9 protein-coding genes and 1 pseudogene are annotated in these 13628 nt (G+C 39.9%); 5 read left to right on the top strand and 5 right to left on the bottom strand.

All coding sequences use genetic code 11. The features are described 5' to 3' along the window. Positions 1–212: 212 nt before the first annotated feature. Complete coding sequence (locus tag V7K48_RS09290) at positions 213–575, top strand: hypothetical protein (protein ID WP_335071699.1); 363 nt, start codon at positions 213–215, stop codon at positions 573–575. A 364-nt stretch (positions 576–939) separates the two neighbouring features. On the opposite strand, the gene V7K48_RS09295 is transcribed toward V7K48_RS09290, so the two are convergent. Then, complete coding sequence (locus V7K48_RS09295; RefSeq protein WP_335071701.1) at positions 940–2454, bottom strand: NYN domain-containing protein; 1515 nt, start codon at positions 2452–2454, stop codon at positions 940–942. A 63-nt stretch (positions 2455–2517) separates the two neighbouring features. After that, positions 2518–3390, bottom strand: coding sequence for a D-alanyl-D-alanine carboxypeptidase family protein (locus V7K48_RS09300; RefSeq protein WP_335071703.1), 873 nt, complete (start codon positions 3388–3390; stop codon positions 2518–2520). Between the two features lie 541 nt (positions 3391–3931). Between V7K48_RS09300 and mnmG the strand changes: the two genes are divergently transcribed. The 3 genes and pseudogenes from mnmG to V7K48_RS09315 all read left to right on the top strand — a co-directional run bounded on the left by mnmG (position 3932) and on the right by V7K48_RS09315 (position 9577). Continuing rightward, positions 3932–5854, top strand: coding sequence for a tRNA uridine-5-carboxymethylaminomethyl(34) synthesis enzyme MnmG (mnmG, locus tag V7K48_RS09305; RefSeq protein ID WP_335071798.1), 1923 nt, complete (start codon positions 3932–3934; stop codon positions 5852–5854). A gap of 231 nt (positions 5855–6085) precedes the next feature. Next, positions 6086–7438, top strand: a complete 1353-nt coding sequence (locus V7K48_RS09310) for a hypothetical protein (protein WP_335071705.1) — start codon at positions 6086–6088, stop codon at positions 7436–7438. A 1161-nt stretch (positions 7439–8599) separates the two neighbouring features. Next, positions 8600–9577 (top strand): annotated as a pseudogene (locus tag V7K48_RS09315) (bestrophin family protein). Positions 9578–9671: 94 nt separating this feature from the next. Here the strand turns inward: V7K48_RS09315 and V7K48_RS09320 are convergent. Both V7K48_RS09320 and V7K48_RS09325 read right to left on the bottom strand, forming a co-directional pair. Further along, positions 9672–10292 carry a hypothetical protein gene (locus V7K48_RS09320; protein WP_335071707.1) on the bottom strand — a complete coding sequence of 207 codons (621 nt, stop codon included), beginning with the start codon at positions 10290–10292 and terminating at the stop codon, positions 9672–9674. Between the two features lie 441 nt (positions 10293–10733). Next, positions 10734–11675 (bottom strand): DNA polymerase III subunit delta', encoded by a 942-nt coding sequence (locus V7K48_RS09325; protein ID WP_335071800.1) that lies wholly within the window; start codon positions 11673–11675, stop codon positions 10734–10736. A gap of 297 nt (positions 11676–11972) precedes the next feature. Between V7K48_RS09325 and V7K48_RS09330 the strand changes: the two genes are divergently transcribed. Then, entirely contained in the window at positions 11973–12578 is a 606-nt protein-coding gene (locus tag V7K48_RS09330) for a DUF411 domain-containing protein (protein ID WP_335071709.1), read from the top strand. Between the two features lie 20 nt (positions 12579–12598). On the opposite strand, the gene V7K48_RS09335 is transcribed toward V7K48_RS09330, so the two are convergent. After that, positions 12599–13591, bottom strand: coding sequence for a tetratricopeptide repeat protein (locus V7K48_RS09335; protein ID WP_335071711.1), 993 nt, complete (start codon positions 13589–13591; stop codon positions 12599–12601). Positions 13592–13628 lie beyond the last annotated feature (37 nt).

Here is a 13628-nt window from a genome sequence, read left to right on the forward strand (position 1 = left end):
TGCCGTCACCAGTTCTGAATGAGGTTTTGTTGAGAAAATACTTAAATTATGCTGTGACTTTGAGCCACCATCATTGCCTGAGAAAGCGCTGAGAATCAACTAAATTTTCTCAAAGGATAAATTCATGAAAATAGTGGCTTAGTTTCAATAGGCTCTCACTCCTACCTGAGATGCTTGGGATGTTCAGGATAAAACAAAGAAGAGAGTAACAAATGAAACTTGCACCCCTACTTACAAGTATTGCTTTGGTTGGTTTTTTCACAGTTTGGGACGCACCATTAAAGGTGATCAATCCGTCATTAGTGCAGGCGTCAGCAGCCGAAGAGATGTCTGTAGCACAAAAACTAGACTTGCTTACTAAGAGTAAGGGTCAGATTGGTAGTGGTGATCAACTACGTCGTTTCTTTTTTGGTGACTTGGAGCCAATCGGTATTCAGGTAGGTGGCGCAGGTCACGTAGTTAACCTTTATAACAAAGCCAATGATATCACATTCGCTTACTGTTCGCACTACGATGTGATTGTAGCGATTAAGAAAGGTAAAGTGACTAAGTTTGAACCCAGTGAAGTGAAGTAATACTAAATCCACTTTCTAATTAATATTTTGCTAAAATTAGAGGAGCAATTTGATTGCATCTAGATTACGATGTTTGACCACATTTTGGAGTCTACGGTACTGTATATCTACGACCTAGCAAAAGTCTGATTTAGTCTTCCACAAAAAGACATTAAAGTTATTGCAGAATCAGGTTGAAGGGTAAAGTTAAAAAGATAAAAATCCCTTTTGATCTTTGTCCTTTAACTCTTTTTTTATTCTTTTTACTGAAAGTACTTTGAAGTGAACAGGTTAATAGCGATCGCCTGCGAAGATTAAATTGTTTAAGACAAGCCCATATATCATTGTCTGCACCCGCAAGCTAAACGACGGTATTAGAACTAACTTAAGGTTTCCCAGCTATAACAATCTCTTTAAAATTATTGCTAGAGTCAGTTAGACCTTTCAAACTTTTATTTGATGAGCTATTAGAGGCGATGGTTAACATTTCACTCAAAATTAATTTATTGTTGTCAATCAATAGATAAATATCTGTTCCTTCAAGGACTTTCTTCAAAAAAGTTGTCAATTTTTCACCATGCTCTTTTCTTTTTTGGTCAAAGGCTGGGATTTCCTTTATCAATATCTTGTGAATTTGAGGCAGATGAATACCACCTTTTTTAAGCTGACTTAATTGCTCAAAATCCTGCTTCAATTCCTGCAAAACTTTCTTAGTTACTACTAAAATATCGTCATTTAATGGACTCTCGATAGTTACTTCATTAATGGGAATATCCTCTATTTTTGCTTGGGCAGCAGGTATAAGTATAAAGCGATCGCAAACAGACTTAAAAATACGATTAATTTGTGCTTCGTAAGCACATCCAATTACAGTCTTTCCATATTCATGGAGCTTTTTAGCTAAAGCGGCAAATGCACCATCACCTGATACAATAACGAAAACTTGCAGTGTAGAACGACTCTGGGCTAATTCCATGACATCAATGGCTAGTTGCATGTCTGCTGCATTCCGTTTGTGACTATAATCAAAAATTTGAATTGCTTCAATGCCAAGTTCTTGAATCTCATTCTTGAGCAGTCTTAATCGAGAATCACTCCAGTCAGCATAGGCACATTGAATAGCAATTTTATTAACTAGGCTAGTGTTTTCTATATTTGTTTGAATTTGTTTCAGAGAAAAATTTAAGTTGGGTTTGCTTCTACCCATTGTTAAGTTTTCAATATCATAGAAAATAGCTGTATTAAACTGCTCAGTTTTAGCTGAAACGTTAGTTGTGGTAGTAAACTGCTCTACACGAAACTGACGCTGCTTTAACTCTTCAAACTCAGCTATTAAAGATATTATCTCTATCCTTGATTCAGAATTATCTTCTTCCTGTTTTAACTGTGTAATTACTGTTTTAAAATCATTGATTTGCAGCTTTGCCTGTTGTAATTCTTCTTGTAAATGCTCAGTTAATGTATTGATTTTAGTCTGGGTTTGGATAGTCTGCTCCCGCAGTTCTCCAATGCTTTTAGAAAGAAGATGTTGGCGTTGCTGATAAGCTGTTACCAAAGCTTGTTGGACAATATCCCATTCTTGGGGAAAAGTCTCACGGGTACACACCTGTAAAACTGTTTCATAACCAGCGATCGCAATTTCCAAATTACTCGCAAGGTTTCCTTGTTCAAACTTTTGAATAATTGTACTCAGTTTAACAATGACTCTGGCTATATTAATAGCCTTGGCAGGTTCTTGAACAAAGCGATCGCTTACCCATTTTCGCAAAATTAAAGCTAAGTTATTATTTAGTTTGCTTAAGTTATGTTGCAGAATTGGATATATTTCCTGATTCTGATAAGTTGCTTTTAATAAATCTATCAGGAAGGTTTGCTCCTGGTTAGCAGCTTCGTTTGGCATAGCTAAATCCCTGATAATACACACTTAAGATTAGTATTCCCAAGTTTTCATGCTATCTAACAATTATAGTGGTGTCAGCCAATAATTAATGCCCCGGATAGCTTGTTTTTTAAAACCAAACAGAGGTAAATTCTCTTCAGATAAACCTACATAAGTCCAATGTGGAACATCGTTTTCTACAGTTTGAAACCAACCATTTTGATTAAGAGCTTTTCTCTGTTCTTGATTAGATATGCGTAAATCAATTGCTAATCCCCAGAGATGTTGTGAAGTTCCAGGAGGTGCAACCAAACCGAGAATTTTTGTTTCTCTGCCTTGTTGAACTTTTGCCAAAATTTGATTGTTAGCATATTTGTGCCAAAATATTAAATTCGTATTAAAAGTGCGAGTACAATCACCAGAACCATAACCAGATTTCAGCGGAATATGTTGTTGGATTCTTGCTTTATTTAAAGCATCAGCCGCCGATTTTTGTAAGTAACAATCGTTAGTGCCATCAACATGACCCATTATTAAAGTAGCTTGAAACTCTTTGGTTTCTTGTTCATTTGCAAAGATATCTTTTTGTGGCAGTTTAATCCCAACATCTTGATTTACAAAGACTGCACCATATGTTCGCAGCAAAGTATATTCATAAGTACCAGGCTGGGGAATTGTAGGTAACTTCCTAGCGATCGCAGATAAAAAACGCTGTTGCTCATTTAATTCTGGGTTGGGAAGAAATGGTTCTGATATTGTCTCTTTAGAGGTATCTCTACAAGGTAATGAATCAGTACTCAAGCATCCGTTTAATGGTTGGGCAGTTCTAGCTAATTGGTTGTGGGTAATCTCATTACTAGCTACTAAGACAAAAATCATCAAGATAACTATACTGATGAAAGTTGCCTTTCTGATAACTCTAGTAAGATTTTTTTTCTTCATAAGGGGCAGTTTCATTTTAAATAATTACTTAGTTTATTTCAGAATAAAAGTAATCGGCTTTTTGCCAAAGTATGTTATTGTTCAATCCGTTTGGATTAAGGCTTTATCCTCCCTAACCCTCCTTACAAATGTGGTAATTAACCCTCTTTTAAGGGTAGTTGAGGGGATCTTCTGGGGCAAAATATCACTAACACCAAGCAGATTGTTTTATTGATGAAGTTCAAACCAGAGATGATAGAGATAAACACAGATAATTCATTGATATTGATATATGCTTCTATATAACTTATGCAAGATATCTAATATATATCTGTAATAAATCAAGTTGTGTTTATGACTAACCATATGAAAAATATGTGTGATAAATAAATCGGAACATTGCTACGATTCTTAAAAAAGATTATATTTTTAACTTAATACTCCAGTTGAAAAATAAAAATTTGTTTTTAATTGAGTATTAGTAAATTTGATAACTTTTTTATCAGAAAGTTACATCCATGAAACCACTGGAACAGTTAAAATTGAAAAGAACTCTAAGCTTGCTGATCCTGTAAGTATGACCATGCACAATTCCGTTGAATTCCAAGACGCTTTTGATGTCATAGTCGTCGGTGCAGGTCACTCCGGTTGCGAAGCAGCTCTTGCCTCTGCACGCCTCGGTTGTCGTACCCTGCTATTGACGCTCAACTTGGATAAAATCGCTTGGCAACCTTGTAACCCAGCAGTAGGTGGCCCGGCCAAATCCCAGGTGACCCATGAGGTAGATGCACTCGGCGGAGAAATTGGTAAAGTAGCAGATCGCACCTACCTGCAAAAACGTGTCCTCAATTCTTCACGGGGGCCTGCTGTTTGGGCATTACGCGCCCAGACGGACAAGCGCGAATATGCAGCGGTGATGAAAAATATTGTTGAGAACCAAGAAAACTTGACAATCCGCGAAAGTATGGCAACAGATTTGGTGCTGGGCGCTAACGATGAAATCATCGGCGTTGAAACTTATTTTGGCGTAGGGTTCCAATGTAAAGCAGTCATCTTAACAACTGGCACTTTCCTGGGAGGTAAAATTTGGGTTGGTAACAAATCAATGCCAGCCGGACGGGCTGGGGAATTTGCGGCTGAAGGATTGACACAAACCCTGAATCGGCTGGGATTTGAAACCGGAAGACTTAAAACTGGAACTCCAGCCCGGGTAGACAAGCGATCGGTGGATTATAGTAAAATGCTAATCCAGCCAGGGGATGAAGATGTGCGCTGGTTCAGTTTTGACCCAGATGTGTGGGTAGAACGCGAACAAATGCCTTGCTATATCACCCGCACAACCGCCGAAACCCATCGCCTGATTCAGGATAATTTGCACCTATCGCCAGTTTATGGCGGTTGGGTGGAAGCCAAAGGGCCGCGTTATTGTCCCAGTATTGAAGATAAAATTGTGCGCTTTGCCGATAAGGAAAGCCATCAAATCTTTATTGAACCAGAAGGAAGGGATATACCCGAACTTTATATCCAAGGGTTTTCCACAGGGTTACCAGAAAATTTGCAACTGCATATGTTGCGGACTCTCCCCGGTTTGGAAAAATGTGTGATGCTGCGTCCGGCGTATGCTGTGGAATATGACTATTTACCTGCAACTCAGTGTTACCCCACACTGATGACCAAGAAGATTGCTGGGCTGTTTTGTGCTGGGCAGATTAACGGCACCACTGGTTATGAAGAAGCTGCTGCCCAAGGGCTTGTAGCGGGAATTAACGCAGCTCGATTTGTTCGCTCTCAAGAAATGATTGTCTTTGCCCGTGAACAAAGTTACATTGGAACCCTAATTGATGACCTGTGTACCAAAGACCTGCGGGAACCTTACCGGATGCTTACCAGTAGGTCAGAGTACCGATTGATATTACGTTCTGACAATGCCGACCAACGCTTGACACCCTTGGGACGAGAAATTGGTTTAATCGACGATCGCCGCTGGGATCTATTTACCCAAAAACAAGCCAATATTACCACAGAAAAACAAAGATTGCAAGCCACACGAGTCAAAGAACATGATGAAATGGGCATAGCGATTGCATCTAATACCCAGCAAGCAATCAAAGGTTCAATTACCCTGAATGACTTGCTGCGGCGTCCGGGATTCCATTACGTTGACCTCGACAGGTTCGGACTGGGTAACCCCAACCTCAACCGTGCCGAGAAAGAAGGCGCAGAAATTGATATCAAGTATTCTGGCTATCTCGCTAGGCAACAAAATCAGATTGACCAAATTGCCCGCCAAGCGCACCGCCACTTACCTGGGGATTTAGATTACACAACAATTGATACTCTTTCTAAAGAGGCACGGGAAAAGCTGACTCACGTAAAACCACTCACTCTTGGTCAAGCTGCACGTATAGGTGGTGTAAACCCAGCGGATATTAACGCCTTATTATTATATCTAGAATTGCGTAGAGCTAAGAGCCAGTGGGAGTTTCCAGCGTTAGCTTAACATAAACTTGATAAAGACTGAGTATAGTAGTAGGGAGGGAGATTGGTATGATAGATGACATAAATATTAGTAATGCCATCATTAACAATTCCTAGATGAAAGTTGAGTTTAATACCAACGCTCAATCAACTCGTCTCAATAGGGCGGGGGATTGGATGTTTCATTAATAATCCTGATTTCCAGGCAGTAGGGGCGGCGTTTTCCCGTCCTAGCAACAAAGAGAGAACGTCTATGTTACAAGAAGCCAGCACCCGTCTCATAGTACCGGAACCATCAGAAGACCTAATCGCCAACGAGCCTTGGTTGATAGAAAACTATGCTGATGGCCTAATGGATGAACTCTTTGCTGATATCGACTACATTCTCGATGTTAGTAGTAATCTGCCTTATCAGACCGTTAGGCACAGTAGTCAGAACAAATCGCAATCTGTTGCTGGGGTTTCCCCCCAATCTCAACGCCAGTCGCCTCCAGAAAACGTGCTGCAAACAGTTACGATACCGCAGATTATCTTACCGAACACACTGAACCAACCAGTACAGTCAGTTGCTCAAGATAACCACAGGCAATTGAATACCGTTGTGTTTGACTCCGCCACCGTTAAACCAGTTAGTAGAAAGCGTCAGAAAAGTAGTCGTACTTTGGGCAAACTGCTGATTGTGGGAACAACTTTAGGCGTGGCGATCGCTGGTATTATTTACCTGGTACAGTCTGGAGTCATATATCTTTTAAATACCAAATTGCCTGAGTCAGCTCTTCTAGTGCCGCAATCGCAGTTACAGTTGCCTGGAAAAACAGAAATTGAGGCAGAGTTAGTTGACTACATGCTCGAAGCGCTGGCAGTTATAGATAAGCAAGGAGCAAAAAGCAATCAAAAATCTCTCAGCCCGCGATTCTTCAGTCAGACAAATACTAACCAAATAGCCCTTGCTCCTGAGCAAACAATTGGTAATCTACCAGCACTTCCACTTCTAGCTAACAATACACTACCAGCTCCTAACCGTTCTGGAAGCGTTATTGAGCGCATCTACGTTCCGGTTTATCGAGCGCCGTCGCCAATGCGCTACGCGCTCCCGGCTATTCCTGGTACTCCCAGACTTTTACCACAAGTTGCGAGTATGTTGCAGGGTTCTCAACCTAATGTTGTGAAAACTGCCCTGAATACAGTGCGACAAGCTGGCAAGCCTGTAACCGTCAACATGTTAGCTGCGGCTGTACGAGCAGAACTCCAACCTGTGGCTGCGAAAACTGCACCTATTACCGTGCGGCAAACACCCAACCCTCTGCCTGCATTACCAGTAGTTCCATTACGTGCAGCACTCGAACCATCAGAACCAACTATTACCCAGGAACAAGTATATCCGCCAACTGCGATCGCAGATGCTCCTAGTAATACCTTAGAGGGGTTGCTAGAGTTAGGCAACAAATCTGCTGCTTTATTTAAAATTGATGGCGTGACTCGCCGGATAAATATGGGTGAAGGTATCGGCTCAAGCGGTTGGACACTAGTAGATGTTAGTAATGGCGAAGCTGTCATTCGGCGTAATGGCGAAGTGCGATCGATTTACGCAGGGCAGAAATTATAAAAGTTCTTCTCTGGGCAACTTTTGCACGCACCAAAATATTGCAATGATCAACTCTAAGTTGCACATTGCGTTATATCATATTTGCCTAATTATAACGTTTAACAAAATAGCTGATACATATACATAGTTAGGGGTGTACACCTGTACATTGGTGTCAACTTTAGGTGAAAGCCAGCCTCGAACCAGTTTTTAGAGATTGTCTCGTGTCTCGTTCTCAGTCGGAGACTGGGAACGCCTAATTAGGGGCTGCCGCCTCAAGACTAGCGGCAGAGCCGTCAGGATAAGCATTTCTTGCCTCTGGCTGGGAAGGAGGTTTTAAAGGAGTTTTAGCTTAAGTTGACACCAATGATACATGTACGCCCCTACAGTCATTACCATATCTATTTATCTGGTGATTAAATACATTGTTATGAATTCGATGAATCTGGTATCTTAATTTCTACATCTCCTCTCATCGATTCTGCTTCTGCAAAAGCTTTTGCTAAATCTTCAATAGAACTCTTGCCAGCACTGAATCTTATTTCTTATAATTTCAGCTTTTAAGTGTCTTTAGACTCTAATGAAATCTGTTACCCTTTCAGACAACACCCGTCCTATTAATAATTCCTACAGAAGCTGCGCTGATTGCAGCAAAAACTTTTGTCCGAAAGGTTCTAAGTTCTTGAACAAAGGTAGCAACAATCAAGGATGAACGTATGGACTTAATTATTGTTTGAAGTTGTGCGCTCTCAAGCTCAAAACAAATAAAGCATAAATTAACAACTGAATCGTCAGCACTCTAGTTTTGAAAAATTTTAGACATAACAATTGTTAGCATATTTCCTTATTTTCTGCCCTGTCAGTGAGAAAAAGTAAATATTTCCGGGAAATAAATCTAGATTTTGCCTAATTATCTCATTAAACAGTGAAATACCCTAATTTTAAGCAATATAAGCAGAAAACCAAGTTTAGGGTGAAGAATTAAAAAACAGTCATGAGTTTTCCTACCTAAAGAGGTTTCACAGAAATAAATTTCAATGTTAAAACTAGAATTTATGTTGATTATAGTTACACGACGGTCACTATGTAAAAACCTACATCTTGCACCTATATTGTTTAAGTAAGATAACTTTAGTTAAAAAAGTTAATTTGCTAATTGATGTAATTTCAAACCTTACCAATATGAAACAACTTAACTATTTTAAAAAGAATTCCAAAAACTCTTTAATAGAAAAGTATTATCTTTACAAAGGCGAAAAATTGAACTGGCTTCAAGTAACTCTTCGGCTTGAAAGGTCAATTATTTCTATCATTCTTCCTTGGGTACTTTTTTGTACTGCATATGGAGTTTTAATATCATTTCTCTATTATTTAGGATTACCAATAGCATTTTTAAACTCCAATAGCATTCTTACTAATGCTGTTTTAAGTTTTAATATTGGTTTTACATTACTATTAGTTTTTCGGACAAATACAGCCCATGATAGATTTTGGGAAGGTCGTCAACTATGGGGAGCTTTAATTAATACATCTCGTAACTTAACTCGGGGAATTTAGATAATAGTTAAAGAGAAGACACTGCAAGATAGAGGAGAAAAAGAGGCAATACTTCGGTTAGTAACTGCTTTTGCAGTTGCAATGAAATTACATTTAAGATCAGTACCATTAGACACTCAGTTAGCATCCTTAATGTCTGAAAAACAATATTTACAGCTCCAAGATACTAATTATTCTCCACTACAAATTGCTTACTGGATAGGAGATTATTTGCAGTATCAGCATGACCGGAATTGTCTAAATGTCTATCAACTGACTACTTTACATAACTGCGTAGATGATTTAGTAGATATTTTAGGTGGTTGCGAACGCATTTTAAAAACACCACTGCCTTTGATATATACTATTAAACTCAGACAACTGTTATTAATTTTTTGTCTAATATTACCTTCGGAAATTGTTAGCTTTTTGAGTTGGTGGACTGGTATAGTAATGGCTTTTGTAAGTTTTACATTATTAAGTATTGAACAAATTGGCTCAGAAATTGAGGAACCTTTCGGGTTTGATCCTAATGACTTGCCTTTAAATACAATTTGCAATACAATCTCAAACAATGTTGAAGAATTAATCAGACTTGCTTCTAACAATGTTCGTTCTTCCTAAATCCATATGAGCAAAGAGAAATTTTTTCATCTCTTATTAATAAATAAGATTTGGGTTAAAAATGCCCAATAAGTAGCCTGCCCTTAGACATCGCTTAATAAATCTTTCGCCAAGATTTCACCGTCTCTTTGCCAATTTCGCTATCAACAGTTTGACCTCCTTCCAAGACTAGTCTGATGTCTAAGTTTTCATCTGGAGCATTTTTCAAAGCAGTGGCTAATTCTTGACTGACAGCAAACGTGCCGGTTGAACCGTCTAATTGAAAAATCTTTTCCCTAACCTTAAGCAAAAGTTTATCGACTTTCTTGGTAGTAACAAACCTATGATAGTCACCTCTGGGATATACACGACCTGCGGTGTAGAAAGAAGAGCTTGCCTGATCCAAATTTACTGTTACGAGGACTCGAATGCTCGAAGGAGTCCACAAACTAATAACTTGCTTTGAATCCTCACGGTACAAATAGCCACCTAAGGAGTTACGGTCAAAAACCCCAAGAAACTGCCCTTCAAAAGGGTCAACGATTCTTACGGGTTTCGACCAGGGCACATCCATATCGGGGGACAGTCCTGCTGATTTGACCACTGGCAAATCGCTTGATGCTTGGGCAAGGCTAGCTACCTCTTGAACAGTGAAAGCAGTACAAAGTTGAGGGGAAAGCACAGCCAAGATAGCCCCAAAAAGAAGAATTGGAATTGTCTGCGGTAACTTGATCATGAGTCAGGGATATAATCTTCAAAAACAATAATCGGACAATCTTTATTAGTCATCTCCCGCAAGACTTTTATTTAAGAGAAGCTTTGGCAATTGAGCAAATATCAGCGTCTTGGGGCGATGTCTTTTGACTGTGCCAATTTTAGATTTTAGATTAAAGAATTGAAGAATTAAAAATTATTTCGGTTCATCCCCTGCCCAAGCGTGGGTGGAACAATTCCATTATCCAAAATTCGGCTTGCCTTACATCCAAGAGCACGGGGTCAATCCAAAATCCAAAATCCAAAATCCAAAATTGATAGACTCGCCGCATTTTCTATGAGACGTTTTACGTAGCTTATTATTGATAATACGTTAGTACTAATATATCCGGTTACTTAAGTAATATTATTTAATATTGTTAAAGAGTTTGAGGTTTTTCTACAAGAGTTTGTAAATACAATTTTATTTTTGGTATACAGATAAAAGCAGACACTCCCAAACTAGCCGTGGTTGAGCGTAAGCAAGTAAGTATTTACGAGCTTGTTCTAGCTGGTTGATGATAGTAGGTTGATGCCACTGCTGCCAGTAGAATTGCTGAAGATAATCAACTAACCACAGTTGTGCTTCTGTATCTAAATCTTTATCAATTTTCTTGGCTAACTCCAAGGCTCTGCGGTAGGAAGCAGGAGCTTTTTTCAGGTCTTCAAGTAACTCAGGGGGAATAGCTTGTAATTGCTCGTAACATGCGATCGCACTTCCTGCACTACCAGCTGCTATGCTCAATACTGCCTGATTTTGCAAAATTTCCTGATGGCCTATTTGTGTGAGTACAACAGCTAAAGACTGTGCATCTAAGCGATAAAAAGGAATGCGTTGACAGCGTGACACCAGAGTTGGCAAAACAGACTCAGGTGTAGGTGCAATTAAAATTAACGTCGCCTGTCCCGGTTCTTCTAAGGTTTTAAGTAAAGCATTCGCTGCGGCTTCTGCCATTGTTTGGGCTTCTTCCAGCACTACCACATTCCTCGGTGCTTCCAAGGGTGGCCGACTTAGAAACTCGCTAATTTCCCGAATTTGCTCTAGCCGAATTACAGGTGGTGCCTTACGCTTTAGTCCTTTCTCCGCTGCTTCTAGTGCTGTCAATCGTTGTCCCTGGTATTGGTACGTTGGTTGCACCCATAACAAAGCTGGGTGATTCCCCTGACGTAAACGGTTTTGTAAAGACGCAGTGACTCCCTTGTGACTAGAAAATAGCAATTCCACAAAACACCTGGCTGCTAAACTTCTTCCTACACCATCTGGCCCCACAAATAGATAGGCTGGAGCAACTCGGTTTTGTCTGACAGCCTGAGTGAGTAATTCTATAGCTTGCTGTTGTCCTACAACTGGTGCAAATGGGTTAATAGTTCAGTACCTTTGACAAAACAAGAATATGAAAACAGAGGGCTGATGTAGTAGAGTTGTTGTCCAGAAGGATAACTTAGAAGCTACAAAATACCTATGTTTGTCATCCTAGCACTGTTGCAATTACTTCTACCGCAATTGACACTCCCCTGGCTTTGCGAATAAGTAAGCATAGCGATACTTATTCGCAATGGCATTGTCTTACAATAGTGTTTTTAAACGCAGAGGAACGCAGAGTCTTTTTGAAGAGAATTTGCTACAACAAATTTATGCAGTGTTGTATTTAGGAAGTCTCAGATGTCGTACAAACAATTTATTTATTGCTGGCAAAAATGGTTACTTTCTATCTTGGTACGTGCAGTAGTAATGATTTGTCTCACAGCAGGGATGTTAGGCATTTTGGGAAGCACTGCTCCGATGAGTCATGCTCAAGCTGTTTTTCCTGGTTCTGTTGCAGCTAATGCTCAATTAGTAAGTACCATTAGGCGCATTCAGGATCGACAGACACCATTAAAATCAACAGCGCTAAATGCCACTGTATATCACAGTCCCGATTGTAACTGTTGTGGTGGGTGGATTGCTCACTTAAAGGCACAGGGTTTTAAAATCACAGACTTTCCCACGCCTGACATCGAAACAGTTAAACAAAAGTACAACGTGCCGGATAACTTGTCATCTTGTCACACAGCAATTGTTAATGGATATGTGATTGAAGGACACGTCCCAGCAGACGACATCAAGCGTCTGCTTCAAGAAAAGCCAAATATTGTTGGTTTATCTGTTCCCCAAATGCCTGTAGGCACTCCTGGGATGGAGATGGGAAATCGAAAAGACCCGTTTTCTGTGTTTTCCTTTGATCGCAAGAACTCAGTTGCAGTATTCAATAAATATCCGTCCTCTTGATGTCAACTTTTCCTAAAACCTTACTGTTTAGAACCAGCTTTGATCAACTGCGACAAATGACTTAACCATCTGCCAAACCTGAAACCAGATGCTGCACTTGGAACATTTTGAGAAAGAAGCTCAATCGCATGGTTACAATCTTGCAGGCTTGCATCGAGTCCCATTGCGTGGTATATGTCGCGGGCATTGCAAAAAGCATCCATCGCTTCTGATTCTCGATTGATTTTTTCTAACACCAGACCTAAATTAAACCAGGCGTTTGCTTCACCATTTCGGTCATCAAGATTCCTTCTGATCTTTAATGAATACTGATGAAACTCAACTGCCTTTTGGTACTGTCCCAGAGCCTGATAAGCACTACCCAAACCACTTAAGGCCATGTCTTCCCCATTGCTATCACGGATAAATCTTGCTAGTTCTAACCATTGCTGGTAAAACTGAATTGCCAGTTGGTACTGCCCCAATGATTCATAAGTATTGCCCAAACTTCCCAGGCAAATGCATTCCCCAGTCCAATCGCCTATTTTCTTGGTTATAGTCAACCACTGCTGATAAAACTCAATTGCTTGCTCGTACTTGCCCAGGTGTTCATAAATATTGCCCAAACTTCCCAAGCAAATGCCTTCCCCAGTGCGTTGGCTTTGCCCACCTTCAGCATCGCCTATTTTCCTGGTGAGACTCAACCACTGCTGATAAAATTCAATCGCTCGCTGATATTTCCCCAGTGATTGGTAAGCGTTGCCCAATCCAGATAAAGATTTGGCTTCCTCAAAGCGATCGCCTATTTCTCTAGCTTTATCCAACCACTGCTGATAAAACTCAATTGCCAGGTGGTACTCACCTCTTGACTGGTAAGCATTGCCCAAACTTCCTAAATAAATAACTTCCTCATTGGGTTGGCAAAGCCTTTCCTGTGGAGAATCGCCTATTTCTCTGGCTTTTTCTAAGCACTGCTGTTCAAACTCAATGGACTCAATGTTATTTAGGCTGCCGGATCTAATTACTTCTGTCATTCTCTATAGAAAACGAAATTTTTGGTTCATAGGGTGT

This window comes from Nostoc sp. (genome assembly GCF_036919615.1).
In the GTDB taxonomy this organism is placed as follows: Bacteria; Cyanobacteriota; Cyanobacteriia; order Cyanobacteriales; family Nostocaceae; genus Nostoc.